Source organism: Sporosarcina koreensis (assembly GCF_042655825.1).
GTDB classification, from domain to species: Bacteria; Bacillota; Bacilli; order Bacillales_A; family Planococcaceae; genus Sporosarcina; species Sporosarcina koreensis.
This window is the reverse complement of sequence record NZ_JBHSNP010000028.1, coordinates 329493-355289: the sequence shown is the minus strand read 5'-3', so window position 1 is coordinate 355289 and position 25797 is coordinate 329493. Positions and strand designations below refer to the sequence as shown.

Below are 25797 nucleotides of genomic sequence, written 5' to 3'. Positions count from 1 at the left end.
GTCTTGTTAATCGGAAAGACGGTGTTCCCGTCTGTTTGGGGGTGCATGGAATGTCGTCTTATTTACTGAAGCGTCTGTTCACAATGGGAATTACCTTGATTGGCGTTTCGCTGCTCGTCTTCCTCATGATCCATCTCGTGCCGGGAAACCCGGTGACGTATATCTTGGGGGATTTTGCGACGGAAGAATCGATTAAAGAATTGGAACACCGGCTCGGGTTGGACTTGCCAATCATCACGCAATATTGGACATACATGTTGCATGCCGTGCAAGGGGACCTCGGAACTTCCTATATTACGGGTTACACAGTAGTCGAAGAGATTATAAACCGGATTCCAATTACTGCCCAATTGGCGTTGTACAGTGTCACTTTTGGTTCAATCATCGGGATCTTGATGGGAATCATAGCGGCTGTGAAGCAAAACACGATTTACGATCAATTGGCAATGCTTGTTGCGTTAGTTGGGATTTCTGCGCCGGGCTTTTGGATTGCGTTGTTTTTAATTCTTCTTTTCTCCTATCAATTAGGCATTTTTCCGATTTCGGGATATAGCGGATTCTATTCGCTTATTTTACCTTCCATCACGCTAGGGTTAGGGACTGCAGGAACAATAGCTCGGATGACTCGTTCCAGCATGCTTGATGTCATCAAGCAGGATTATATCCGGACTGCTCAAGCGAAAGGGGCAAGCCTGTATCGTTTGATTTTCCATCATAGCTTGCAAAATGCACTGATTCCTGTTGTGACGGTTATCGGGATGCAGTTCGGCTATTTGATGGCAGGAGCCGTCGTAACTGAAACGGTGTTTGCACTTCCGGGCATCGGCAGCTTAGTCGTTTCGGCAATTTCAACGCGGGATATTCCGACTGTCCAAGGATTGCTCTTATTTATGGCTTCGATGATCATACTTGCCAATTTAATCGTAGACCTTCTTTATACGAAGCTGGACCCGCGCATTCGTTTCGATTGATCGGGCGGAATGAAAGGAGGAAGTAGAGTTGAAACAGTTGGACAGCGGGAATGGACCGGTTGTTTATGTAGGAGAGGAAGCGTCGGTATCGAAAACGCACTCCCGGCGTAGAAGCTTTTTGAAGAAGCTGAAGAAGAACAAGGGAGCCCTAGTTGGAGCGGGGATTCTCTTTTTCTTCATTTCGATGTCAGCCTTGGCACCGATTATCGGGCCTTATCCTGTCAATGAAATGATGTTTGAAGACAGTTTACAAGGGCCGAGTGCGAACCATTGGCTTGGGACGGATGAGTTTGGACGCGATTTATTCACAAGAATGTTATACGGTGGGCGTGTCTCCTTACTCATGGGGCTAGTCGCAGTTTCCATTTCGGGTACGATCGGCGTCATTTTAGGTGTTGTTGCGGGCTATTATCGCCGGCTTGATATGTACATCATGCAGTTCATGGATATTTTGATGGCATTCCCTTCGTTGCTGATGGCCATTGCAATCGTTTCGATTCTTGGTGTCGGATTGACGAATGCAATGATTGCCGTTGCGATATCGGTCATTCCTTCATTTGTAAGGGTCGTTAGGGGATCGGTCCTATCCGTCCGCGAAACAGAATATGTGGAGGCATCAAAAGCGCTGGGCGTGAAAGACGGGAAAATCATCGTCAAGCATATTTTGCCGAATGTCGCTTCCCCGATCATTGTTCTCGCAACAATCCAGTTCGGAAGCAGCATTTTATCCGCTGCAGCGCTAAGCTTCCTCGGGTTAGGTGCCCAGCCGCCGAATCCGGAATGGGGGGCACTCGTCTACGTCGGGAAATCATTTTTGAGCCAGGCGTGGTGGATGACATTATTCCCGGGACTTGCGATTATGCTTGTTGTCTTAGGTTTCAATTTATTGGGAGATGGACTGCGGGATGCTTTGGATCCCAGGCTTAAATAGTAGGGGGAGATCTGTTTGCTAAAGGAAAAGATCGAATCATATATAAGTGGAATCGACGCGACTTTCGGGATTTCAATCAAACATATACAGACGAATGAGGAAGTTCATATACAAGGCGACCGCTACTTTCAAACGGCAAGCGTCGTGAAAGTGCCGATACTTGCGGCGTTGTATGATGCCGTCTATAAAGGAAAGGTTGATATCAACGAAAGGATCGTGCTGCAAAGGGGAGACCGGGTCCCGGGTTCAGGTGTGTTTCAAGAAATGGATGCCGGAAGCTCGCCGACAATTAAAGACTTGGCGATGATGATGATTATCGTCAGTGATAATATGGCGACGGACAAGCTGTTAACGATGGTTGATGCTCAAATGGTCCAGAACTATCTGAGGTCCATCGGGTTGGATCATATTTTTGTGAAGCATTCGATTTGGGAGCTGCTCAGCTTATGTGCGGGCATTTCGCCCACTGACTATAGTGAAGAAATGTTCGACAGGATCATTAACACATTGATTGCCGGTCATTATGATCGGGAAAGCATTGTTTTTCAAGAAAACATGGAAAACAATGTGAGTACAACACGGGATATGAATCGATTAATGGAAAAGATTGCGAGAGGGGAAATTTTCTCTGAAGCATGCTCTGCTAATATCCGTGATATTCTTTTCCGCCAACAATATACGCAGCGTATTCCGGGATTATTGCCAAGAGGTACGAAGGTAGCCAATAAAACTGGGAGTTTAGGGACGGTATATAACGACACCGGCATCGTCCACTTGCCTGATCAACAAGGTGAATTTGTCATTACTGTCTTTTCGGTCGGGAAAACGCTCGACTACGAAGGGAATGAGCCGATAGCCCGAATTGCGAAGATTGCCTTCGACCACTTCTTGGAAGGGGCGGCTGGGTGAATGGAAGAGCTGTTAAGGGTAGAGGATATGCACATTTTCTTTCATGGGGAGAAGGGGGATGTGATCCCTGCAGTTAAGGGTCTTAATTTCCATATCCGTGAAGGCGAGACGCTTGGGTTGGTCGGGGAGTCGGGATGCGGGAAAAGCTTGACGTCTCTTTCAATTATGCAGTTGATTCCGAAGGCTTCAGGGTTTACGGAAGGGCGTATTTTGCTTGGGGATAAAGATGTGAATACATGCAGCGAAAAAGAAATGCGGGCTATCCGTGGCAATGAGATGTCGATGATCTTCCAAGAACCGATGACTTCTTTGAATCCGGTGCATAAAATCGGCAAGCAAATCGGTGAAGTGCTTCTTTTGCATGACGCAGGAGACCCGAAAACGATTGAAGCGCGGACAATTGAAATTTTGAAGAAGGTCGGCATTCCCCGGGCTGAAAAGATAATCGATGAATATCCACATCAGTTGTCTGGCGGAATGCGTCAGCGTGTCATGATTGCAATGGCGATGGCTTGCAATCCGAAATTATTGATTGCGGATGAACCGACGACGGCATTGGATGTAACGATCCAAGCGCAAATACTGGATTTGATGAATACATTGCAAGAAGAATACAAGACTGCAATCCTGCTGATCACACATGATCTCGGCGTCATTGCCGAAATGGCGGACCGTGTGATGGTCATGTATTATGGTCAAATCGTCGAAGAGGCGGACGTCCGTTCATTGTTTAAGGAGCCGAAGCATCCCTATACGATCGGCTTATTGCATTCCGTTCCGACATTGGAGGCCGAGGATGACGAGCAGTTGAATCCGATCCAGGGAACGGTTCCGAACTTAGGTGATATCCATTCAGGCTGCCCGTTTAGAGCAAGATGTGAAAAGGCATTTGACAAATGCATTGAGGAAAACCCTCCTTTAATCCAAATGGACAGCCATTCCGTCAGATGCTGGCTGTATGAGGAAGAGGAGGTGTCCACATGAGCGAACCGTTATTACAAGTTGATGATTTGAAAACACATTTTCCGATACGCAAAGGGCTCTTCAAAAGGAATCAAGGCTTTGTCAAAGCCGTGGACGGCATCAGTTTTCAAGTGCATCGGGGCGAAACGCTCGGCATCGTCGGGGAAAGCGGCTGCGGAAAATCGACGATGGGACGGAGCATATTACGATTGATTGAACCAAGCTCGGGCACCGTCCAATTCGAAGGGCAAGAAGTGACAACGTTGAATCGTTCACAATTACGGAAATTAAGGGGAGACATGCAAATTGTCTTTCAGGACCCATATGCTTCGTTGAATCCAAAAATGACGGTTGGTGCAATTCTTGATGAAGCATTATCGACACATCAAATCGGAAACAATGCGAAGCAACGAAAAGAACTGATTGTGGATTTATTAGCAAGGGTCGGTTTGAGCCCATCTCATATCGGACGCTATCCACATGAATTCAGTGGCGGCCAACGCCAGCGGATCGGAATTGCACGTGCAATCGCAGTCAATCCTTCAATTATCATTGCGGATGAACCTGTTTCCGCATTGGACGTTTCTGTACAAGCCCAGATCCTCAATTTATTCGAAGAGTTGAAGGCGACGTTGGGGCTGACCTATATTTTCATCGCCCACGACTTGAGCGTCGTCAAGCACGTCAGCGATCGGATCGGCGTGATGTATTTAGGAAGAATTGTCGAGCTTGCGGATAAGAAGGAGCTTTTCAAAAATCCACTGCATCCATACACGCAAGCACTCATGTCAGCGGTTCCTTCATTAGACCCTGATGTGAAGAAAGAGTGGATCATTTTAAAAGGGGATGTCCCAAACCCTGCAGCTCCACCTTCTGGATGCCCGTTTCATCCACGATGCCAATTCGCAAAAGACGTTTGTAAATCGGTCGTACCTAAGGAAATCCCGGTCAGTCTTAAGAGGTCAGTCAGTTGTCATATGTATGATGATGAGTATAAAAATGTATTTTCAGTTTCTTCTGTTATACAAAAATAACTTATCTTAATATGGTTAATAATGAATGGAAAGTGAGTATGTGAACGACTTCAAGTCGATTTCATACTCGCTTTTTTGTTTTTTGCCGCTTATTTTTGTTCAAGTGAGAAATAGTGGATAGATGAATTTGACGCATGTATGTACCCTACAAAACAAATGATCATAATTGTTTGTTTTTGACATAGAAGTACCATGGACTACTCTGTAGAATTCGTTTATAGTTAGAATATTTGAAAGGGGGAGCCAATTTGGATTTCGCAGTAGATTATGAGGTGAAAGAAGTCCTTGCAGCATTACACAAATTTATTGAAGCGGAAATTGTTCCGTTGCAAGTGAAATATAAACGTGAGCTGGAGAATGAGCGGTATTTTTATCAAGAGGACGGCACGTATGCTTCGGAGATTCAGGATGCGATCAAGCAAGTTCGAATGAAGTCGGCTGAAGCCGGTTTTTATAATATGTTCGGTGAGGCTGAATTAGGTGGCTCGGGGGATGTTTTCGGTCCAGTTTCCATTGCTGTCATCTTTGAAGCGATTTCTAAAAAATATGGAATCGACCCTTTTATTACAGAAGTATTTCCAAGGGGGCTGTTCACGGGAGGGCTGACGCCTGTCTTGCTTGGCTTGCAAGAAGAGGTGCGTGAAGAAGTTCTACCGGAAATATCAAGTGGGGAAGCTTTGCTCTGCTTCGGTTTAAGTGAGCCGGATGCTGGTTCTGATATATGGAATATGCAAACGAGAGCAGTGCAGGATGGAGACTATTGGGTGATCAATGGGACGAAACAATGGATTACGAATGCTCATTATGCCAAGTATGTCATGACGTTTGCAATTACGGATCTAGAACTAGTAAAAGCGAGGAAGGGTGGAATTAGTTGTTTCTTCGTTCCGATTGATGGTGAGACGGTCGTTCCGACATCGACGATTCCATCTCTCGGACATTTAGGCTCCGCGACAGCCATTATTGCTTTTGAAAATGCTCGGGTTCATCAAAAATACATCATCGGCGATTTGCATCAAGGCTTTGGAAAAGCGTTGCACGGAGTTGACTTGGGACGTGTTGTTATGGCGGCCCAATGTGTAGGGGTTGCACAGTGGGCGTTAAATATTGCAGTCAACTATGCGAATGAGCGTAAAACTTTCGGGGTGACGATTGGAAACCACCAAGTGATCCAGATGATGCTCGCCGAATGTGCAATGGACATTTACGCCGGACGGAATATGCTGCTCAATTGTGCTTGGAAGATGGAAAATCAACCTGAAATTCCGATTAAGGAAATCTCGATGATTAAAGCATTTTGCACTGAAATGGCACAAAGAGTGATTGATAAATGCATGCAAATTCATGGAGGGATGGGATTAACGAACGAATTGAAATTGGAGAAAGCATGGAGATGGGCAAGGATGATGCGCGTTCCAGATGGGACCACGGAGATTCAAAAAAGGACGATTGCTAAGAAATTGTTGCAAGGGGATTTGCAATTTTAAGTAGTTGCAGAGATGAAAGCGTTTACTTACTGTGGAAAAGGGAGTGGAGAAGATTGAAACAAATTTTGGGCGTTTTAGGTTTGGTATTAGTTCTGATTCTTGCAGCATGTAACAACGAAAAGGGAATCGCATCAGCCGATGGTTCCGATGGGAAAGTTTACGAATTGAACGTCAGCAATTTCCAGCCTTCCACGCATCACTATGTGTACAACGTTTTCGAACCGTGGAAGGAATTGGTGGAAGAAAAAACGAACGGCCGTGTAAAGGTGAATTTATATCATGGTGGGACCCTTGGGAAATCGAATTCAGTTCTTGAAGATATTAGCGGTGGGATTGCCGAAGTAGGGCTCGTCATTTCAACGTATTATTATGACAGCGATTTTTTCCCTTACACGATCGGGAATTTGCCGTTCGCATTTCCTGATTCAGTGACGGGAAGTGAAATCATGACGAAGTTCGGTGAAAAATATGCTGTTGATGACATTAAAGATGAAGTTCATTATTTAGGTGGCAGCTATGTGACAGATCCTTATAATTTATTCTCAACGAAACCGATCCGGAAGATTGAGGATGTTAAAGGGTTGAAGATGAGGGTCCAAGGAAAATCTGATGTTCCGATCGTCGAGGCATGGAAAGCGGTTCCTGTATCCATCCCATTGGATGAAACGTACGAAGCATTGCAAAAAGGCACATTGAATACCGCATTCTATTCGACCATTGGAGTGCTAGGGCATAAATACTATGAAGTGGCCCCGTATGTGATGAAAATGGGGACAACCGTTACACCTGTTACTCCGATTATGAATAAAGACTTTTATGATTCATTGCCTGAAGACTTGCAGAAAATGTTTGATGAAGAGTTCGGTCTAAAATTGTCTGAGCTATTGGGTGAGACTCATAAAACGGAATTGGATGCTGCGTACGATGAACTTGAAAAGCTGATTGAAGGCAAAGGAGAAATTATTGAATTGACTCCGGAAGAAGAGGCCAAGTTCAAAGCATCAGCCAAATCGATCTGGGAAGAGTGGATAACAGATGCGAATGCAAAAGGTTATCCTGGCGACGAAATGATGGAAGACTTTAAGGCTATGATTCTCGAAGCAGGATTAGAGCTTCCTTTCTGATCAAAGGAAATGGAATATGTCTTGGTCTGCGATCAGGACATATTCTTTTAAATACGGAGGTGAAATGAATGGGAGTTGTGGAGAAATGGGTAGGTGTCTTAACGACAATCGGTAGATATATAGCGATAATCACGATGACTGGCATGATGCTGTTCACGACTTATGCAGTCATTAGCCGCAACTTTGGATCCCCTGTAGTTGGGGACGTTGAAATCATGCAGCTTGGGATGGTTGTCCTGATCATGTTTGCGTTAGGTTATTCTCAAAAAGAGGAAGCTCATATTTCCATTGGTTTGATTGTCGACCGTTTACCGAAAAAGATTCAACAAATTGCAGACGTTATCAGCTATTTTTCCACATTTATCATTTGTCTCATCATCGGGTGGGTTAGTTTTAACAAAGGGCTTAATTCGATGGAAGGGAATGTGAGGACGACTGATTTACTCGGAATACCACACTTTCCTTTTCGATTTATCATCGCACTTGGATTTGCGATGTGGGGACTAGAGGCACTCATAAGATCCATTCGTTCAATCTTAACGTTATTTGCTGGAAAGGAGGGGTAATATGAATATTGAGATGATCGGTTTGTTAGGTATTGTTTTAATGTTCATTCTCATGTTTTTGAGACTCCCGATTGCCATTGCGATGGCAATTCCAGCATTTCTAGGTATCTATTATGTAAAAGGTTGGAAAACACTTACGACCGCCATTGAGACGATCATTTGGGATCATAGTTTCAGTTATACATTAACGACAATTCCACTATTTATATGGATGGGGGAATTGCTATTTGTGTCCGGCATCAGTAATGAATTGTTTAAAATGTTCCGCTTGTGGATGGGCCGTTTAAAAGGAGGACTTGGATTAGCGACGATCGGGGCATCAGCGATTTTTGCGGCAGCTTCCGGCTCCAGCCTGGCGACAACAGGGACTATGGGAGCTATTGCTTCGAAAGAAATGGATCGTTTTGGTTATAAGGATTCGTTTTCTGCTGGAACGATCGTTGCGGGAGGAACATTAGGTATCCTCATCCCGCCGAGTACAGCCTTTATCGTATATGGAATGTTAACCGAGCAGTCCATCGGTAAATTGCTGATTGCAGGTATTATTCCTGGAATCATGTTAACCGGGTTATACATGTTGACGGTATACATTTCCGTCTTGCTGAAGCCTGAACTTGCCCCCGTTACTTCAAGCGGCGGGTGGAAAGAAAAACTCCTCTCCCTCAAATCGACGATATGGATTTTAATCCTGTTCACCGTAGTCATCGGAGGAATGTATATCGGATTGTTCAGCCCTACGGAAGCTGCAGCGGTAGGTGCATTTGGCGCAATGATGACAGCGTTGCTAAAGGGGAAACTGACGCTCAAGAATTTTGTTGAAGCTGCTTCCAATACGCTGAAAACGACAGGGTTTTTATTTGCAATCATTCTAGCGGCGTTCATCTTGAACTACTTTTTAGCGATTACAAGAGTGCCGATGTTAATGGCGAATATGATCAATTCCCTTTCGTTGCCGAATATACTGATTTTTGTTTTGATCATCTGCATGTACCTTATCCTAGGTGCTTTCATGGATTCGTTGGCGATGATCGTCATTACAATTCCAATCATCCTTCCGATTATTAATGCGATGGATATGGATTTGATATGGTTCGGTGTTATCATCGTTCTGGTCATCGAGTTGGGGTTAATCACACCACCTGTCGGAATGAATTGCTATGTATTGAAAGGTGTCTCGGATTATTCGCTCGAAACAATATTCAAAGGAGCGGCCCGGTTCATTATCCCGATCGTCGTGATGATTTTTATCTTGTACTTTTTCCCTCAGATCGCCTTATATTTACCGTCGAAAATGTGGTAGAGCTAAATTAGGGCACAAATAGAAATAGAGAGTGGAACACTATCACCCGTTCCGCTCTCTATTTTTTATGGTCATTCTTGTCATTCTTGTTTAATGAGCCTATGAATTATGATAGCGATTTGAAGGTTCAGACGGTTTTGTGTGTGAGCTAAATCGATTTCCAGAATTTCCTCAATCCGGCTTAACCGATAGCGCAACGTATTGTAGTGGATATGCAGCTTTTCAGCTGATAATTGGATGGCTGATTCGTTATCCAGAAATACCTCTAACGTTTTCAGTAGTTCGGCTTTGTTTTGTTCATCGTATGTAATGATTTTTCCGAGGTGACGATCCATGAATTCTTTCATGTACTCCGTATTTTCCGTATTGAATAACAACCCAATGATGCCAAGTTCCTTGAAATGGACAATGGGTGCTTTGAATTGAAATGAATGGGCGAATTCCGCCGCTTTTTTCGCTTCGTTGAACCCTTTCAGATAGTCTTTTACTTGCGAAATAGCATTGCTGATCCCAATGCGGAATTGTTGTTCAGGATGTTTGTCCGCCACATAGTTGAGTGCGAAGTTTGCGACAGTACGGATATGCTGTTCGGGAGTGACGAGGATGATTTTTTGACCTTGAATCATGCTGAGTGGCAGTAATTCTTCGTCAATGAGATAACTGAATTTTTCCAGCACCCGATTCAACGATGCTGTATGGTCCTCTTCATCCTCGAGTGGGCTCATAACAAGAATGGCATATGTCTTTTCAAACGAAATGTTCAAATAACGTGCCCTTCGAATGAGATTTTCTTCGGTTTCCAGCCCGGAAATCAAGTCATGCAAATAATCCTGCCTCAAACGATTTTCGACTTCAATGCTCGTTTTCTCTTGGTTAATTTGCAGTGCAAGGACGTTTTTGGCTTGCTCGATTGCAACTAAACTTAACCGATCAAATGCATTCATTTTCTTAGGAACGATTACATATGCAACGATCCGATTGTGTAAAGTAATCGTGAAAACGGAGTAGATTTGTCCCTTATGGGTTACTTCAAAAGCAGTTTGATGATTGTACTCGGATTGAAGGACACATTTATACAATTCAGCGTGATTGAAAGGACCACTGTTAAAGGTCGCATTCCGCGCCGTGGCCTCATAAATGCTATTGCCAAATTCATCGAGCAATAAAATCGGCACTTCAATGAAATTAGACACTTTTTGTAAGATCCCTTCATTTCCTCCTTTATTCAGTGCCTCTTCGAATAGTTCATCATGCAGTTCGCTCACTCGTACTTCATTCGAATACAATTTTGCATTCGAAATGGCAAGTGCTGTTTGGTAACAAAAGTTTTTAAGCATTTGCAGCAATGGCAGCTTTGATTGATACAAAACGGTTCTGGCTAAAAAGATGATTCCAATTCGTTCGCCATGGGCAATTAAAGGTGAACAGATAAGAGAAACGATACCCTTTTCTACTAAGTTTTGGAGAAACGGGCTTTCATACGATGAATGCTCGGATATATCAGCTAGGAGAGATGGTTCCTGATTGTTCGCTAATTCTATTTGAAACGGCGAATGTAAAGATTCTTCAACGTACAGTAGATCGGTTTTTCCGATACCGGCAACGGCTTCGATACGCATGCAAGCTTTCTCTTGATCAATCATTCCGATGAAGACAGAATGTGCTTTGGAAATGTCCTTTAGATGCGTTGCACTTAAATTCAGGATATCGGTCAGCGGGGCTAAAGAAGCGACTTCTAAGTTGATTTGATGAAGCATTTCGAACGTACTTGTTGAGAATTTCAAGAAATCCGCTTTTTGTTTTAATGTTTGAAGTGCATAAAAGTGTGAATGCAATTTTTCATCTATGAAATCCTCATGAAGTCTTTCTTTTAATGCTTCCCATTTCTTCTCATCGTAATAGTTGCTTTGGATGAGTGAAAAGAGTTCATCGATAAAGTCACTGTATGTGAGTTCGTTTTGAATCAACGGATTGGCCCCCCTTTAATACTTTTATTTCAAATCTAACGATTAGTACGAATTATACAATAGAACGAGCAAGTATTGTAGTCAATTGACATAGTTGACCTTTTGGGAAAGAAGTAAAATGGGGGAAATCGTATAGCTGGAAGGGGTTATTCAATGAGATTTCAAGATCAGGTAGCAATCGTAACGGGCGGAGCGGATGGTATTGGCAAAGAAATCGCTCGTAAAATGCTTGCGGAAGGTGCGACAGTCATCATTACCGACATTAATAAAGCTGCTTGTGAAGAGACGGTAAGGGGATTTCAAGCAGAAGGCTTTAACGTTCATTCATTCCCGGCGGATGTTTCACAAAAAAATGAAGTGATAGAAGTCGTTGAGAAAACCAAAGAGCAGTTTGGGAAAATTGATGTTTTAGTGAATAACGCTGGGGTTGTTCGAGATGCAAGAATAACTGAAATGGAAGAGGAGGATTGGGATCTTGTTATAGATATCTGTTTAAAAGGATCCTTCCTTTTTGCAAAATATACGGCTGAGCATATGATTGCTCAAGAATACGGAAGAATTGTCAATATTGCTTCCCGGGCTTATTTGGGAAATCCCGGACAGGCCAATTATTCCTCTGCAAAGTCGGGTGTTTTAGGTCTTACGAAAGCGCTCGCAAAGGAATTGGGCAAGTATAGGATTACAGTGAATGCTGTCGCACCGGGGTTGATTGAGACGAACGCATTACGGAACCATCCGAAATACGAAAAGATTAAAGAGCTTCAAAAAAGGGATTCACCGATCAAACGCGTTGGCTCAACTGAGGATGTGGCAAATGCAGTACTATTTTTCGCATCGGATGCTTCCTCTTATATCACTGGAGATATTTTACACGTAACAGGTGGAAGATTCGGCTAATCGAATGGAGGGGGAACATAATGACGGATGATGGACGAGAAGCCACGCCAGTTATGGATGGATTGTGGAAAGTACAGGAGGATGGACAGCCCAAACTAATCGGGAGCCGATGCACTTCATGCGGCGAAGTGTTCTTTCCGAAAAAAGAAATGAATTTTTGTGCGCATTGTCATAAAAATACAGTAAGTGAAATTGCATTTTCCGGAGCTGGCCGTCTCATCGCATTCACCAAAGTGGAACGGCAGCCGGCAGGCGGATTTTATAAGGGGAAAGTTCCCTATTTATATGGAATCGTGCAACTTGAAGAAGGCGTTAACATTTATTCGCATCTTATTGAAGATTCTTCGCTAGCTATTGGAGGAAAAGTGGAATTGGTCATCGATAAGTTTTATGAGGAAGCTGATTATCGGGACGTTATGATCTTCAAGTTCCAGGCTAAGCAGTCGTTAGAAGGGATGGGGCGAGATGAGTGAGACTTCAAAATTCCATGATGTATACATTGCGGGGTCGAGTACGACAAAGTGGGGGAGTTTTCCTGATCGTTCCATCAGCTCGATAGGTTCGGAAGCGATAGTTGGCGCACTGAAAGATGCACAGCTGGAGTGGGGGGGAATCGAAGCGGTTTTTGCCGGAAGCGTCTATCAAGGAACGGGATCCGGTCATCGAGTAGTCGGAGAGGTCGGATTTACAGGGATACCGATTGTCAATGTTGAAAACGCTTGCTCGAGCGGAGCTTCCGCTTTCCGCCTGGCTTATGATTCAATCCGCTCTGGACAATACGAAACGGTGCTCGCAGTCGGATTCGAGAAAATGCCAAGAGGCCCTATTCCAAGCACAGCTTTTCCCCAATGGCAATTATTGATGGGCTTCAATGTCCAACCAGCCAATTATGCATTGGAAACGATGGAATACATGCGCCTTTACGGGGCGACAATTGAAGATTTTGCAAGAGTCAGCGTGAAAAATAGAAGGAATGGTGCATTGAATCCAAATGCAAGATTTCAAAAAGAAGTGACGATGGATGAAGTGCTTGAATCGGCGATGATTGCCTCGCCACTTCGGCTGCTGAATTGTTGTCCGTTGGCAGACGGCGCTGTGGCCATGATTTTAACACGAAAACGATTGAATGGGCGTGCGGTGAAAGTTGCGAGCTCTGCATTGGTATCCGGCGTTTATGGCGAAGAAATGTACCAATCCGGAATCACGGCAAGTGTTCATCATTACCCATCGGAAGGAATTGTTGAGAAATCAGCCCGTGAAGCATATGAGCAGGCTGGGGTTGGTCCCGAGGATGTCCACATCGTACAAGCATACGACAGTATGGGGCCTGGTGAACTATGGGATGTTGAAAAACTTGGTTTTTGTGCAAGAGGAGAAGCGCCTCGGTTGTTGCGTGAAGGTGTTTTCGAACGCACGGGGAAAATCCCGGTGAATACGGACGGCGGGCTCCTATCAAGAGGCCATCCTCTAGGTGCAACCGCACTTGCTCAAATCCATGAGTTGGTAGTGCAACTGCGCGGTGAAGCGGGCCATCGTCAAGTGGCAGATCCAAAAGTCGGTTTGGCACATGCCATGGGTGCAGGTCCGAATAGCGCAGTAACAATTTTGCAACGATGAAAGAGGTGGGAGTCATTGAGAACCAATGAACTTTTTTATGAAGACTTTCAAATCGGCGATACATTTCAATCCCCTTCACGGACAGTTACAGAAGCGGATATTGTGAACTTTGCCGGATTGTCCGGAGATTATAATTTGCTCCATATGGATATGGAATATGCGGGAAAATCCATCTATAAAGAACGGATTGCTCATGGATTGCTCGGCCTATCCATCGCTTCCGGATTGTTTACACGCACTGAGTTGAATCAACGGATGAGCAAAAATCTGATCGCGCTTTTAGGGCTTGAATCGTGGAAATTTTTAGCGCCAATCAAAATCAGCGATACGATTCACCTTGAAATTGAAATCGTGGAAAAGAAAGAAACAAGCAAACTAGACCGCGGTGTCGTGAGATTTAGTAGGAGAATTATTAATCAAAATGGAATCACGGTTCAAGAGGGATTGACACCGATGATGATTGCAAGAAGAAAGAATGAGGAGGACTTCTAATGGCATTCCAATTAACGGATGAACAGGTGATGATCAAAGAAACATTGGCAAAGTTTCTGGAGAAGGAAATTGCACCAATGGTCGAAGAGTACGAGAGACAGGAAAAACCTGTGACAAAAGAAATTGTACAGAAGCTCGTTCCTTTTGGCTTCTTAGGTGGTCTGCTCCCCGAGGAAGCAGGCGGCCATGGTCTGGATTACACAACCTACTTTACGATGATCGAAGAATTATCCCGTGTATGGCCATCTTTACGAGCGACGGTTGGCATTTCCAACTCCGTCCTCACGCATATTTATGAATACGGAACGGATGAACAAAAGGAAAAATACTTAGGCCCGTTGCTCCGCGGGGAAAAGCTCGGTTTCTTTGCCCTCACGGAGCCAGATGTCGGATCAGATGCGTCCAGTGTTGAAACCCGGGCTGCATTGAAGGATGATAAATGGATTTTGAACGGCACTAAAATTTTTATTACCAACGGTATGGAAGGTGAAATTGGCATTGTCATCGTTCAGACAGATAAAACGTTGGGGAATAAAGGGATTGCCGCATTGTTGGTTGATAAGGAACAGACTTCTTTCCAAGCTACAAAAATCGAGAAGATGGGTACTGTAAGTTGCCCGTTTGCCGAACTGGTTTTTGAAGACAGTGAAGTCCCTGCTAATAATCTTTTAGGCAATGTAGGTGAGGGATTGAGGCAAGGATTGAAGTTTTTGAACAGCGCACGTGCGATGGTTGCCTATATCGCCACAGGCATTTCCCAAGCATGTTTGGATGCTTCCGTTAAATATGTGAAGGAGCGCCAGCAGTTCGGGAAGCCGATTGGAAGTTTCCAATTGATTCAGGAAAAGATTAGTGAAATGATTACACTGACGAATGCGATGCGGTTGCTTGGGCAGCAAGCAAGTTCCCTACTCGACCAAGGGAAAGATGCAAAAGTTGAATGCTCAATGGCGAAGTATTTCGCAACGGATCGCGTCCTGAAAGTGGCAGAAGAGGCTTTGCAGATCCATGGCGGGTACGGGTATACAAAAGAGTTTCCCGTAGAGCGCTACTATCGTGATATCCGTTACTTTACGATTGCTGAAGGAACAAACGAAATGCAGAAATTGATCATCGGACGAGAAGTGTTAGGCATATCCGCTTTTGTGTGACCACAATCGGAAATGAATGAGAGGGGTGACCGAAGTGAGAATGCTGGAAGGAATAAAGGTAGTAGACTTGACGAATTTATTGCCGGGCCCTTTTGCTACGAATATATTAGCGGAATTAGGGGCCGAAGTGATAAAAGTGGAGCGGCCCGATGGCGGTGATCCGGTCCGTCATATGATTCCGGGATTATACGAAACGTTGAATAGGCAAAAAACGAGTGTAGTGCTCGATTTGAAAGATAAGATCGATCAGGAAACGCTGAGGGAATTACTTAAAGACAGTGATGTGCTTATTGAAGGGTTCAGACCAGGGGTGATGGAACGGTTAGGTTTTGGGAAAGAGGATGTTGCAAAACTTAATCCTGAACTCATTTATTGTTCCATCTCGGGTTATGGCCAAAACGGACCGTACCGTGATCTTCCGGGACATGACTTGAACTATTTGGCGGTCGCCGGTGTCCTGAGTATAAGTGGGCAGCCGAATGGAGCTCCTGAAGCGGCGGGGGGTATTCAAATTGCTGACCTTGCTGCATCGCTCTACGCAACGATTTCGATATTAAGTGCATTATTGAATAAGGTACGTTCAAAGGCAGGCGGCGTTTATATCGATGTATCCTTGGCGGAAAGTGCACTTGCTTTAATGGCTCCCCGCATCGCAGAATTTTACGGGAGGAACGAGCCGACCAAATCGGAATTTATGAGCCGGGGAGCATACGGGGCATTCTTGACGAAAGATATGCACTATATCTCGATCGCTTGTGTAGAAGAAAAGTTTTGGGAAACATTTTGCGAAACGGTTGGCATGAAAGAATTTTTACTCGACAATTTGTTTAACAGTTGGACGAAACGGATGGAAAATGCTGAAATCATTAATCGGAAGATTGAAACAATCATCAGTCAAAAAACATTGGCCGAGTGGTTGGCGATTTTCAAAGAGGTGGACTTGCCTATCAGTCGCGTCAACGGGATTAATGACTTATCGAAAGACCCACATTTGAAATCTCGTAACGCTATTACTGGGGATGGAAACCGGATCCAAATTCCATTTCCGGCAAAGATGACAGGAATTGAGGAATTCAGTAGGAATTGAGTTTGGTATTGTTAAGAATGAAGGAGTTGTCAGTATGGAATTGTTGGAAGGGAAAGTCGCAATTATTACAGGCGCAGGACGAGGGATTGGCAGAGAGACCGCCTTGTTGTTTGCAGAGAACGGTGCAAGTGTCGTCATTTCTGACTTGGATGAAACCCCTGCGAAAGAAGTGGAACGTGAAATTGTGAATAACGGAGGGAAGGCACTCGCCATTTGTGGGGATATAACAAATCCGGATTTTCCTCGGACACTGATGAAAAAGGTAGTGGACGAGTTTGGAAGAATTGATGTTTTAGTGAATAATGCTGGAGTGACACGCGATAGCCTAATTCATAAAATGACAGATGAACAATTCCAGCAGGTGCTCGATATTCATTTAGTCGCTCCTTTCAGATTAATCCGTGAAGCGGCGCCTTATATGCGAGAAACGGCCAAGGAAGAAATTGAACAAGGGGTTACCAACTATCGGAAAATCATCAATGTCTCTTCCGTATCAGGCTTACGCGGCAATGTTGGGCAAGCAAACTATTCATCTGCTAAAGCGGGAGTTGTCGGGCTGACGAAGGTCGTTGCACAGGAATGGGGACGTTATAATATTAATACAAACGCTGTGGCCTTCGGGTTCATCGAAACAAGGATGACACAATCGCTTGAGGCGAGTGAAGATCAGACTGGGATTCCGGACAAAGTGAGGCAAATGTTAATTGATAAAGTACCTCAAAAAAGAACTGGACAGCCGCGCGAGGCAGCTGAAGGTATCCTGTACTTAGCTTCTCCTATGTCTAATTACGTGAATGGCCAAGTATTACAAATTAACGGTGGTTCCTATACGTAATCCGAATCGTTACAGAAAATGGAGGTGATGGTGTGTATGAAAAAATCGGGCCCATCGAGATTTTTGGAGATAATTCGAGCAAAGTACCGTTTTGCACGACGTTGTTGCTAACAAATAACCGTGAATCTATTCTGTTGGATTGTGGGGCAGGATTCGACAGTTTGGCGCATATCAAAAAAACATATGACGTAGATAAGATTTATCTTACACATCATCATATCGACCATATGTGGGGGGTCTCCCATTTTCCCGAAGCGAAAGTTCATATAAACCCATTGGATTTTGAAAAAGTCTCCGATCTTATGGCGATATCACATGCTGATGGGATGTTGGCTGTATTAGAGGAAGAGACATTTCAATTGTGGTTAAAGCAGCAGGAGAACAGAAGGTTTGGTGATATTGCTGTTGGGAAACGAACTCTACGTCCTGATGGGAACTATCCGATGGATGAATTAATTGAAATTGCGGGTGTGGACGTCCGGTTTATACATGCACCAGGTCATTCCGAAGGATATACGATACCGTATATTGAAAAGTACGGTGTCGCTTATATCGGGGATATTGACCTCACGTCTTTCGGTCCTTTTTATAATGAGCTGGAAGCAGATATCGATGACTTTATTGCTTCCGCCAAAAAAGTGTTGGATCTGGATGTCGCTCATATCGTGACGGGGCATCATAAAGGAATCGTTTCCAAACAGGAATATAAAGAGAAGATTGTCGACTATTTGAACATCATTGAAATGCGTCATGAGCAAATTGCCCATCATATCCGGAATGGAATTTCACCAGCAGCATTGCCGGAGCAAGGCATTTTTTATCGTAAAGAGCAGTTGGTTGGATCGCCATTAAGGAGAAAGAGCGAGATCATCGGTATTTATAAACATTTGGAGCGCTTGTCGCATGAAGGAGGGGTTTCCGTACGATTCATCGAAGAATATATTCAACAACACATTGCCCGGCAGGAGTACTTGAACTACGGGCAGTAAGGGGCTGGGAGAAATGAAAAGAAAATGGCATGATCTATATCCGTCAGGAATTCCTTTTGAGGTGGAGATTCCAACGGATGTCTCTATTTATGATTCATTTGAAAAAGCTGTAAATAATTCTCCGTCAACGACAGCAATCATTGACGAAGAATTGACCATGACCTATTCAGAACTTAAAACAGCCACAGATCGTTTGGCAAAATATCTTCATACGAAAGGTATGAAAAAAGGGGATCATATCGCCGTCATGCTGCCGAATAGTGCAGAATACATTGTATGTTATTTTGCGCTCCAACGGCTTGGCTGTATACAAGTACAGGTGAACATTCTCTATCAATCGAGCGAACTGACACATATTTTAAATGATTGTTCAGCTAAATGGATACTATGCGATGACGCCCAAATTCCCAAAATCGAAGCAATCGAATTGCGGGCGAAAATCGAACCGATCGTTTTCGATGGAGAGAGGAAGTTTTTTCGAAATGTCTGTTTGAATGAAAGTGTCACAGAAAATATCCAATTGCCGGATGTGTTGATTGACCCGATGGAGAATGTAGCAATCGTTCAATATACAGGCGGTACGACTGGTAATGCAAAAGGTGTGATGTTGACGCATCATAACATTGTCGGGAATGTAATTCAAAATTGCGTATTCTACTCATTGAGAAAAAAAGAAGAAATTACGCTAGGCAATACGCCAATGGCCCATGTAATGGGGCTGAGTTATATCAATATTACATTTGCATTAAGCGGCACATATATTGTTGTGAAACGGTTCAACATACAAAAAGTGAAAGAGTTGCTCCAAAAATACGCGCCGACCATTTTCATCGGAGCGCCGACTATTTATATTGCATTGCTGAACAGTGATGAAATTTCGGACGAAGACTTGAAAAGCTTGAAAATATGTACTTGCGGCACAGCACCCTTGCCGTTGGAAGTAATTAAAGAATTCGAAGAACGTTCTGGCGCGCAAATTATGGAAGGGTATGGAATGACGGAAGTGCTCGTCACACACCGGAATCCAAGATCGGATAAGAAGAAAACAGGAAGTATCGGCATTCCTCTTCCAAGTACGGATTGTAAAATTGTTGACATGGATGATGGAAATAGGGAAGTGCCAATCGGGGAACAAGGCGAACTTCTGATTAAAGGGCCGCAAGTGATGAAGGGGTATTGGAATAATCCTGAAGAAACCGGGCACGTATTGCGTGATGGATGGTTATCAACGGGCGATATGGCGGTAATGGATGATGAGGGCTATTTTTATATCGTCGGCAGAAAAAAGGACTTAATTATTGCCAGTGGGTATAATATTTATCCGATCGAAGTTGAAAATGTAGTTTATGAACATCCAGCTGTATTAGAAGCGTGTGTTTTCGGAGTGCCTGATTCATACCGTGGAGAAACGGTTAAATGTGTCATTGTGCCGAAAGAGGGTTACGAAGTCTCCGCAGAAGAAATGACTGCATTTTGTAAAGAAAGACTCGCAACGTATAAAGTACCTAAACTAGTAGAATTCCGTGATTCGCTCCCTAAAACGGCAGTAGGGAAAATAATGAAGCAGCAATTAATGAAAGAAGAAGTCATGAAATTAGACAAGCTTAAATGGTGACGGAATGTTACTGTTTAGGCTTTTTTTAATGCCCGTTGTGGAGTGTATATGGAGTTGACAATAAAAGCACGGTTCTTTGTAGATTTCATACATAGTAAGAAGTATAGGAGAAACGGTAAAGTAATAGTAACTTTTGAATAAAGAGATAACGGTTTAAGTGATAAAGAATAGCATTCATAAAAGGAGGATATAAGCTTGAAAAGAAAAGTCAAAGTGATCGGCGTCGATATGGTGAAATTTGTGAAACCGGGAATGCAGGAACCGTATGAAATTATGGCTAGCAAAGCAATAAAAGGAGCAATCAAAGATGCAGGCATTGAATTCAACGAAATCGAACATGCCTTTGCCAGCTATATTTACGGAGATAGTACGTCGGGACAGACAGCCCTTTATAAAGTCGGGTTAAGCGGTATTCCTGTATTTAACGTTAATAATAATTGTTCATCCGGCTCCACTGCGCTATTTTTGGCTCGTCAGGCAGTCGAAAACGGCATTGTTGAATGTGCGCTTGCATTCGGCTTCGAAGAAATGAAGCCCGGAGCACTTGGAACTGTTTATGAAGATCGAACGACACCGATGCAAGCATTTGTAGATCGACTGGAAGAGCTGAAACCGGGATATTCACTGGAATCGCCGAGGGCGGCAAGGTTATTCGGTTCCGGTGGGATGGAATACGTCGAAAAGTATGGAGCGAATCCGGACATTTTTTCCAAAGTGGCGGTGAAAACACGTAGCCATGCCGTCCACAATCCTTATTCGATGTTTGATAAACATTTGACCGTTGAAGAAGTACAAAATTCTTCAATGATATTCCCGCCATATCTGACAAGATTCTGTGCATGCCCACCATCTTGCGGTGCTGCGGCTGCAATTATCTGCAGCGAGGATTTCGCGAAAAAGCATGGGCATGAAGACGCTGTCGAAATTATTGCCCAGGCGATGGCTACAGATAATGAGTTGACATTTACAACGGGTGCGATGAATTTGGTAGGAGCTGACATGACGAAAAGGGCCGCAAGCCAAGTATTCAAACAAGCCGGTATCGGTGTAGAAGATATTGATGTCGTCGAATTGCATGACTGCTTCACCCCGAATGAAGTGATCACATATGAAGGGCTTGGCCTGTGCGAAGAGGGGGGAGCCGAAAAGTTCATCAATGACGGTGACAACACGTACGGTGGCAAGTACGTTGTCAATCCTTCCGGCGGCTTGATGTCCAAAGGCCATCCGATTGGAGCGACCGGTTTGGCGCAATGTACCGAATTAGTCTGGCAGCTTCGGGGAGTGACTGGGAAAAGACAAGTGGAAAATGCGCGTGTTGCGTTGCAACACAACCTTGGGCTTGGCGGTGCGGTCGTTGTGACGATGTATAAGAAACCATAATGGGGGTGGGGCAATGCGGTATGACCAGTATCATTCAATCAACATTCAGATGGATGGAGCAGTCTGTATCGTTTCATTGAACAAACCTGAATTGCGGAATGCGCTTGCCGAGGAGATGCGAGAAGAATTGAAGGACTTCTTCCGAACTGTAGATGATGATCATTCTGTCCGGTCGATTGTTTTGACAGGCAAGGGAAGCGTGTTTTCAGCTGGCGGCGATTTAAAAGCTCTTCAACAAGTAGATTCTAAAGAGATTCAAAATAGGATGGAAAAAAGCCAAGAACTGATTCGAATCATGCTTCGTCTGCAAAAACCGATCATCGCAGCAGTCCACGGTGCGGCGGCAGGTGCTGGCTTCAGCTTGGCGCTTGCGTGCGATTTGATTTGTGCGGCAAAATCAGCGGTTTTCATACAAAGTTTCATCAAGATAGCCCTTGTTCCCGATTTAGGGGCGCTGCACTTCCTCCCTCAACTAGTTGGCAGGCATAAAGCGATGGAACTGATGCTACTTGGAGAGAAAGTTCATGCGGATGAAATGCAGAAACTTGGCGTCGTCAATCGTGTAGTAGAAGATGAAGAGCTGTTTGGGGAGACATTTCGTATTGCGAGGCAATTAGCAGATAATCCATCATTGGCAATGGGACTTATTAAACAAATGGCAACTTCAGGTACGCTGGAAGAACTGAAGAATACATTCGAAGCTGAAAAGCAGTCACAAAGCATCTGTTTCGAATCCGCCGACTTCAAAGAAGGTGTGCAAGCATTTTTCGAAAAACGTAAACCCATCTATCATTGATGCTTTTGACAGAAAAAGGAGGGAACTTGCTTGATTTATGCTGATCCGCGTTTAGAACAGATTAAAAATACGAAAATTGATTCATTTACCTATACGATTGAAAAAGGGAAGATAAAGGAATTCGCTATCGCCCTTGGTTATACCAATGAAAAGTACTTGAATGGCAATGCAGTGCCGCCAACTTTTCCGACTGTCATTGAATTTTGGGGCGGGCAAATTTCCCTCTCGAAAGTGCTCGGCTTGAACTTGTCCAAAGTGCTGCACGGGGGGCAAAGTTACGAGTATGCCGGCGTCCTAAAAGTAGGGGATGAAATCACCGTTCATACGGAAGTCGAAAAAGTTTTTACGAAAGCAAAGATGAATTTTATCGTGTTAACAAAGAAATTTATGAACCAGCACGGAGAATTGGTTCTGATAAGCCGTTCGACAATTATTGAAAGACATTAGGAGGCGATTGCTTTGACGGAAAGCCGGCAATTAGAAACGTTGCAGAAAGAAGAGATCACCCATACACAGATCGTCCGGTATGCAGGGGCATCAGGAGATTTCAACCCGATCCATACAGTCGTCCCTTTTGCGAAAGAGGCGGGGCTAGGTGACGTCATCGCACATGGCATGATGATTATGGGCTTTGTCGGCCAGGCGATTGACGGATGGTTCCCATCCGACCGGTTGGAGGATTTTACCGTCCGTTTCAAAGCGATGACAAGACCCGGCGAAAAGATCATTATCAATGGTTGTGTAAAGGATGAAGTTGGCGACCGGCGGCATTGTGAGGCATCTGCAGCCAATGAAGCGGGAGAAGTGAAAGTGGAAGCCAAGTTCACAATCCGCATTCAGCGATAGGAGTGAGGGAATTGGAAGTATTGGATGGGAAGGAAAAGAAGCTAATCGGGAAAACATCCATCCCGGTCATCATGGCACCAATGTTCCTTGTCTCAAGCCCGCAATCGGTCATTGAAGCATGCAAAGCGGGAATCATCGGGACATTTCCCCTGTTGAATGCACGGAGTCCCGAAGCGCTTGAAAATTGGTTTCAGACGATCCGTGAATCATTGGATCCGGCGAGACTCAATCCGTCGGACATCATCTCGCCGTGGGGAGTCAATCTTATCGTACATAAGACGAACAAGCGGCTAGATGAACATTTGGAGGCGATTCGAAAATACGAGCCACCGATTGTCATAACTTCACTTGGCAATCCGCAGGCAGTCGTTGATCTCGTCCATGAGTACGGAGGCGTTGTCCTATCGGATGTCATCTCAGTCAAGCATGCCCGAAAAGCCGCGGAAGCGGGAGTGGATGGACTCATCCTCGTCTGCAACGGCGCAGGTGGCCATGGCGGCACGCTGAACCCTTTTGCATTTGTGGGGGAAGTAAAGCAATTTTGGAAAGGGCTTACAATTGTAGCGGGATGTATTTCGAACGGCCGGGATATTGTTGCCGTACAAGCGTTAGGTGCGGATTTCGCTTATATGGGTACAAGGTTCATCGCCGCCAAGGAAACGATGGCGGACGATCAGTATAAGGAAATGTTGCTTGCTGCTTCAGCCACGGAGATTATTTACACCGATGCCATCTCGGGGGTCAAAGGGAATTATTTGATTCCTAGCATCGTGAATGCGGGTCTTGATCCCGAAAACTTACAGAAGAAACGGGATTTCAACTCGAACTTCCGGGAAAATGGACCGAAAGCATGGAAAAACATTTGGGGTGCTGGGCAAGGCGTTGGAGCAATCAAAGAAATCCAATCGATTGCAGCAATCGTGGAGAATTTACAAGAGGAGTATCTTCAAGCGTTAAAGCGATTACAGCAATTTTAACAATTCATATGGAATTAATAATGGAGGTTTTGTTGAATGAACATTTATGTACTGGTTAAACGGACATTCGATACAGAAGAGAAAATCACGGTGAAAGGCGGGAGAATTGTAGAGGACGGGGCAGAATTTATCATCAACCCGTACGATGATTATGCAATTGAGGAAGCGATTCAAATCCGTGACGCGCAATGCGGCGAAGTGACGGTCTTGACGCTCGGCAATGAGGAAGCAGAGAAGCAATTGCGCACAGCACTCGCAATGGGAGCGGACAAAGCCGTTCTTATCAATACGGAAGATTTGGATGAAATGGACGAATTCACAGCAGCGAAAATCATCGCAGATTATTTGGATGACAAAAAGGCAGATTTAATTCTTGCTGGAAACGTTGCAATCGATGGGGGTTCAGGCCAAGTCGGTCCGCGAGTCGCCGAATTGCTGGACATCAACTATGTGACGACCATTACGAGCTTGGAAATCGATGGTTCATCCGTGAAAATCGTGCGTGACGTCGAAGGGGATTCCGAGACGCTTGAAACATCACTTCCATTGTTAGTGACTGCTCAACAAGGCTTGAACGAGCCGCGCTATCCATCCTTGCCCGGCATCATGAAAGCGAAGAAGAAACCGCTTGATGAGCTGGATTTTGACGATCTGGACATCGATGAGGACGATGTGAAAGCAAAAACGGAAACGTTGGAAATATACTTGCCGCCACAAAAGGCGGCTGGACGCGTATTGGAAGGCGAAATTTCAGCTCAAGTTCAAGAGCTTGTTTCTTTACTTCATTCAGAAGCCAAAGTCATTTAAGAGATTCGTAAATCAGGAGGGACTCATTATGTCTAAAAAAGTGTTAGTGCTCGGTGAAGCGCGTGAAGGAGCTTTACGAAATGTATCATTTGAAGCGATTGCTGCTGCAAAAACGGTAGCAGGAGACGGCGAAATCGTTGCAGTCCTGCTCGGCGATGGTGTCGCTTCGCTAGCAGAAGAATTGATTCATTATGGGGCAGACCGTGTTGTAACGGTGGAACACCCACATTTGAAACATTATACATCGGATGGCTATAGTCAAGGGTTCATGTCGGTGTACGAACAGGAAAAGCCGGAAGCGATCGTTTTCGGCCATACGGCGCTCGGGAAAGATCTGTCGCCGAAAATTGCTAGTAAACTCTCAACCGGTTTGATCTCCGATGTTACATCGATCGAAGGAGAAGGAGATGGTGCGCTTTTCATCCGCCCTATCTATTCAGGAAAAGCATTCGAGAAAGTGAAGAACAAGGACGGCTTGCTGTTCTTCACCGTACGTCCAAACAACATCACGGCGCTTGAAAAAGACGGCAGTCGTACTGGCAATGTCACTTCCTTGTCGGTTGAGATTACAAATTTGCGAACCATCATCAAAGAAGTGGTACGCAAATCGACAGAGGGCGTCGATCTTTCCGAAGCAAAAGTGGTCATTGCAGGCGGTCGAGGCGTGAAAAGTGCAGAAGGCTTCAAGCCGCTGCAAGAGTTGGCGAATCTTCTCGGTGGTGCAGTCGGCGCATCCCGCGGTGCATGTGACGCTGATTACTGCGATTACTCCTTGCAAATAGGGCAAACAGGTAAAGTCGTTACACCGGATCTTTACATCGCGGCAGGAATTTCGGGAGCCATCCAGCATATGGCGGGAATGTCCAACTCGAAAATCATCGTTGCCATCAATAAGGATCCGGAAGCAAACATTTTTAAAGTAGCGGATTATGGCATTGTGGGCGATCTATTTGAGGTTATCCCAATGATGATTGAGGAAATCAAACAGTTACATGTGCATGCATAACACCTAAAAGCGTTTAATCAAAATCAGCTATCAAACGGGTATATAAC

The 25797-nt window shown here is 44.5% G+C and carries 26 protein-coding genes; 25 read left to right on the top strand and 1 reads right to left on the bottom strand.

Features of this window, described 5'->3' with window-relative positions; translation table 11 throughout:
* Positions 1 to 50 precede the first annotated feature (50 nt).
* From ACFPTP_RS15870 to ACFPTP_RS15830, 9 genes are all read left to right on the top strand, one after another.
* Positions 51 to 971, top strand: a complete 921-nt coding sequence (locus ACFPTP_RS15870; protein WP_381446764.1) for an ABC transporter permease — start codon at positions 51 to 53, stop codon at positions 969 to 971.
* 28 nt (positions 972 to 999) lie between these two features.
* On the top strand, positions 1000 to 1902 hold the full coding sequence (locus ACFPTP_RS15865; RefSeq protein ID WP_381446762.1) for an ABC transporter permease: 903 nt from the start codon (positions 1000 to 1002) through the stop codon (positions 1900 to 1902).
* Positions 1903 to 1917: 15 nt separating this feature from the next.
* Positions 1918 to 2811 carry a serine hydrolase gene (locus ACFPTP_RS15860; RefSeq protein ID WP_381446760.1) on the top strand — a complete coding sequence of 298 codons (894 nt, stop codon included), beginning with the start codon at positions 1918 to 1920 and terminating at the stop codon, positions 2809 to 2811.
* Positions 2812 to 3795: an ABC transporter ATP-binding protein gene (locus ACFPTP_RS15855; RefSeq protein WP_381446758.1), complete on the top strand. Its 984-nt coding sequence runs from the start codon at positions 2812 to 2814 to the stop codon at positions 3793 to 3795.
* The gene (locus ACFPTP_RS15850; protein ID WP_381446756.1) at positions 3792 to 4808 is read left to right on the top strand and encodes an ABC transporter ATP-binding protein; all 1017 of its coding nucleotides are present in this window, start codon (positions 3792 to 3794) and stop codon (positions 4806 to 4808) included. The genes ACFPTP_RS15855 and ACFPTP_RS15850 overlap by 4 nt, the downstream gene beginning before the upstream one ends.
* Before the next feature lie 248 nt (positions 4809 to 5056).
* A complete protein-coding gene (locus tag ACFPTP_RS15845; protein WP_381446754.1) occupies positions 5057 to 6295 on the top strand; it encodes an acyl-CoA dehydrogenase family protein in 1239 nt (412 codons plus the stop codon).
* A 53-nt stretch (positions 6296 to 6348) separates the two neighbouring features.
* A complete protein-coding gene (locus ACFPTP_RS15840; protein WP_381446752.1) occupies positions 6349 to 7419 on the top strand; it encodes a TRAP transporter substrate-binding protein in 1071 nt (356 codons plus the stop codon).
* Positions 7420 to 7487: 68 nt separating this feature from the next.
* The gene (locus ACFPTP_RS15835; protein ID WP_381446750.1) at positions 7488 to 7985 is read left to right on the top strand and encodes a TRAP transporter small permease; all 498 of its coding nucleotides are present in this window, start codon (positions 7488 to 7490) and stop codon (positions 7983 to 7985) included.
* Between the two features lies 1 nt (position 7986).
* The gene (locus tag ACFPTP_RS15830; RefSeq protein WP_381446748.1) at positions 7987 to 9285 is read left to right on the top strand and encodes a TRAP transporter large permease; all 1299 of its coding nucleotides are present in this window, start codon (positions 7987 to 7989) and stop codon (positions 9283 to 9285) included.
* Between the two features lie 80 nt (positions 9286 to 9365).
* On the opposite strand, the gene ACFPTP_RS15825 is transcribed toward ACFPTP_RS15830, so the two are convergent.
* A complete protein-coding gene (locus ACFPTP_RS15825) occupies positions 9366 to 11252 on the bottom strand; it encodes a helix-turn-helix domain-containing protein (RefSeq protein WP_381446746.1) in 1887 nt (628 codons plus the stop codon).
* Between the two features lie 153 nt (positions 11253 to 11405).
* Here ACFPTP_RS15825 and ACFPTP_RS15820 point away from each other — a divergent pair, with 153 nt between their 5' ends.
* The 16 genes from ACFPTP_RS15820 to ACFPTP_RS15745 all read left to right on the top strand — a co-directional run bounded on the left by ACFPTP_RS15820 (position 11406) and on the right by ACFPTP_RS15745 (position 25750).
* Complete coding sequence (locus tag ACFPTP_RS15820; RefSeq protein WP_381446744.1) at positions 11406 to 12149, top strand: SDR family NAD(P)-dependent oxidoreductase; 744 nt, start codon at positions 11406 to 11408, stop codon at positions 12147 to 12149.
* A 20-nt stretch (positions 12150 to 12169) separates the two neighbouring features.
* Entirely contained in the window at positions 12170 to 12622 is a 453-nt protein-coding gene (locus ACFPTP_RS15815; protein WP_381446741.1) for a Zn-ribbon domain-containing OB-fold protein, read from the top strand.
* Complete coding sequence (locus tag ACFPTP_RS15810; RefSeq protein WP_381446738.1) at positions 12615 to 13766, top strand: thiolase family protein; 1152 nt, start codon at positions 12615 to 12617, stop codon at positions 13764 to 13766. The genes ACFPTP_RS15815 and ACFPTP_RS15810 overlap by 8 nt, the downstream gene beginning before the upstream one ends.
* A gap of 15 nt (positions 13767 to 13781) precedes the next feature.
* Entirely contained in the window at positions 13782 to 14258 is a 477-nt protein-coding gene (locus tag ACFPTP_RS15805) for a MaoC/PaaZ C-terminal domain-containing protein (protein WP_381446736.1), read from the top strand.
* On the top strand, positions 14258 to 15409 hold the full coding sequence (locus tag ACFPTP_RS15800) for an acyl-CoA dehydrogenase family protein (protein ID WP_381446734.1): 1152 nt from the start codon (positions 14258 to 14260) through the stop codon (positions 15407 to 15409). Before ACFPTP_RS15805 ends, ACFPTP_RS15800 begins: the two co-directional genes overlap by 1 nt.
* 40 nt (positions 15410 to 15449) lie before the next feature.
* Positions 15450 to 16496, top strand: coding sequence for a CaiB/BaiF CoA transferase family protein (locus ACFPTP_RS15795; protein ID WP_381446833.1), 1047 nt, complete (start codon positions 15450 to 15452; stop codon positions 16494 to 16496).
* Positions 16497 to 16530: 34 nt separating this feature from the next.
* Positions 16531 to 17331 (top strand): SDR family NAD(P)-dependent oxidoreductase, encoded by an 801-nt coding sequence (locus ACFPTP_RS15790; RefSeq protein ID WP_381446732.1) that lies wholly within the window; start codon positions 16531 to 16533, stop codon positions 17329 to 17331.
* Between the two features lie 32 nt (positions 17332 to 17363).
* Positions 17364 to 18320: an MBL fold metallo-hydrolase gene (locus ACFPTP_RS15785; protein ID WP_381446729.1), complete on the top strand. Its 957-nt coding sequence runs from the start codon at positions 17364 to 17366 to the stop codon at positions 18318 to 18320.
* Positions 18321 to 18333: 13 nt separating this feature from the next.
* Positions 18334 to 19935, top strand: a complete 1602-nt coding sequence (locus ACFPTP_RS15780; protein ID WP_381446727.1) for a long-chain-fatty-acid--CoA ligase — start codon at positions 18334 to 18336, stop codon at positions 19933 to 19935.
* A gap of 195 nt (positions 19936 to 20130) precedes the next feature.
* Positions 20131 to 21318 (top strand): lipid-transfer protein, encoded by a 1188-nt coding sequence (locus tag ACFPTP_RS15775; protein WP_381446725.1) that lies wholly within the window; start codon positions 20131 to 20133, stop codon positions 21316 to 21318.
* 13 nt (positions 21319 to 21331) lie between these two features.
* The gene (locus ACFPTP_RS15770) at positions 21332 to 22114 is read left to right on the top strand and encodes an enoyl-CoA hydratase/isomerase family protein (RefSeq protein ID WP_381446723.1); all 783 of its coding nucleotides are present in this window, start codon (positions 21332 to 21334) and stop codon (positions 22112 to 22114) included.
* Positions 22115 to 22144: 30 nt separating this feature from the next.
* On the top strand, positions 22145 to 22561 hold the full coding sequence (locus tag ACFPTP_RS15765) for an FAS1-like dehydratase domain-containing protein (RefSeq protein ID WP_381446720.1): 417 nt from the start codon (positions 22145 to 22147) through the stop codon (positions 22559 to 22561).
* A gap of 12 nt (positions 22562 to 22573) precedes the next feature.
* Positions 22574 to 22960, top strand: coding sequence for a MaoC/PaaZ C-terminal domain-containing protein (locus ACFPTP_RS15760; protein WP_381446718.1), 387 nt, complete (start codon positions 22574 to 22576; stop codon positions 22958 to 22960).
* Between the two features lie 11 nt (positions 22961 to 22971).
* On the top strand, positions 22972 to 23937 hold the full coding sequence (locus ACFPTP_RS15755) for an NAD(P)H-dependent flavin oxidoreductase (protein WP_381446716.1): 966 nt from the start codon (positions 22972 to 22974) through the stop codon (positions 23935 to 23937).
* A gap of 36 nt (positions 23938 to 23973) precedes the next feature.
* Positions 23974 to 24744 carry an electron transfer flavoprotein subunit beta/FixA family protein gene (locus ACFPTP_RS15750; protein WP_381446714.1) on the top strand — a complete coding sequence of 257 codons (771 nt, stop codon included), beginning with the start codon at positions 23974 to 23976 and terminating at the stop codon, positions 24742 to 24744.
* 28 nt (positions 24745 to 24772) lie between these two features.
* Entirely contained in the window at positions 24773 to 25750 is a 978-nt protein-coding gene (locus ACFPTP_RS15745; RefSeq protein WP_381446711.1) for an electron transfer flavoprotein subunit alpha/FixB family protein, read from the top strand.
* Positions 25751 to 25797: the final 47 nt, after the last annotated feature.

What these genes read in the sequence shown, in the direction of transcription:
- ACFPTP_RS15835 (WP_381446750.1), top strand. Translation starts at nt 7,488, where the DNA reads ATGGGAGTTGTGGAGAAATGGGTAGGTGTCTTAACGACAATCGGTAGA.
- ACFPTP_RS15870 (WP_381446764.1), top strand. Translation starts at nt 51, where the DNA reads ATGTCGTCTTATTTACTGAAGCGTCTGTTCACAATGGGAATTACCTTG.
- ACFPTP_RS15855 (WP_381446758.1), top strand. Translation starts at nt 2,812, where the DNA reads ATGGAAGAGCTGTTAAGGGTAGAGGATATGCACATTTTCTTTCATGGG.
- ACFPTP_RS15800 (WP_381446734.1), top strand. Translation starts at nt 14,258, where the DNA reads ATGGCATTCCAATTAACGGATGAACAGGTGATGATCAAAGAAACATTG.
- ACFPTP_RS15815 (WP_381446741.1), top strand. Translation starts at nt 12,170, where the DNA reads ATGACGGATGATGGACGAGAAGCCACGCCAGTTATGGATGGATTGTGG.
- ACFPTP_RS15850 (WP_381446756.1), top strand. Translation starts at nt 3,792, where the DNA reads ATGAGCGAACCGTTATTACAAGTTGATGATTTGAAAACACATTTTCCG.
- ACFPTP_RS15770 (WP_381446723.1), top strand. Translation starts at nt 21,332, where the DNA reads ATGCGGTATGACCAGTATCATTCAATCAACATTCAGATGGATGGAGCA.
- ACFPTP_RS15795 (WP_381446833.1), top strand. Translation starts at nt 15,450, where the DNA reads ATGCTGGAAGGAATAAAGGTAGTAGACTTGACGAATTTATTGCCGGGC.
- ACFPTP_RS15830 (WP_381446748.1), top strand. Translation starts at nt 7,987, where the DNA reads ATGAATATTGAGATGATCGGTTTGTTAGGTATTGTTTTAATGTTCATT.
- ACFPTP_RS15750 (WP_381446714.1), top strand. Translation starts at nt 23,974, where the DNA reads ATGAACATTTATGTACTGGTTAAACGGACATTCGATACAGAAGAGAAA.
- ACFPTP_RS15820 (WP_381446744.1), top strand. Translation starts at nt 11,406, where the DNA reads ATGAGATTTCAAGATCAGGTAGCAATCGTAACGGGCGGAGCGGATGGT.
- ACFPTP_RS15790 (WP_381446732.1), top strand. Translation starts at nt 16,531, where the DNA reads ATGGAATTGTTGGAAGGGAAAGTCGCAATTATTACAGGCGCAGGACGA.
- ACFPTP_RS15810 (WP_381446738.1), top strand. Translation starts at nt 12,615, where the DNA reads ATGAGTGAGACTTCAAAATTCCATGATGTATACATTGCGGGGTCGAGT.
- ACFPTP_RS15745 (WP_381446711.1), top strand. Translation starts at nt 24,773, where the DNA reads ATGTCTAAAAAAGTGTTAGTGCTCGGTGAAGCGCGTGAAGGAGCTTTA.
- ACFPTP_RS15780 (WP_381446727.1), top strand. Translation starts at nt 18,334, where the DNA reads ATGAAAAGAAAATGGCATGATCTATATCCGTCAGGAATTCCTTTTGAG.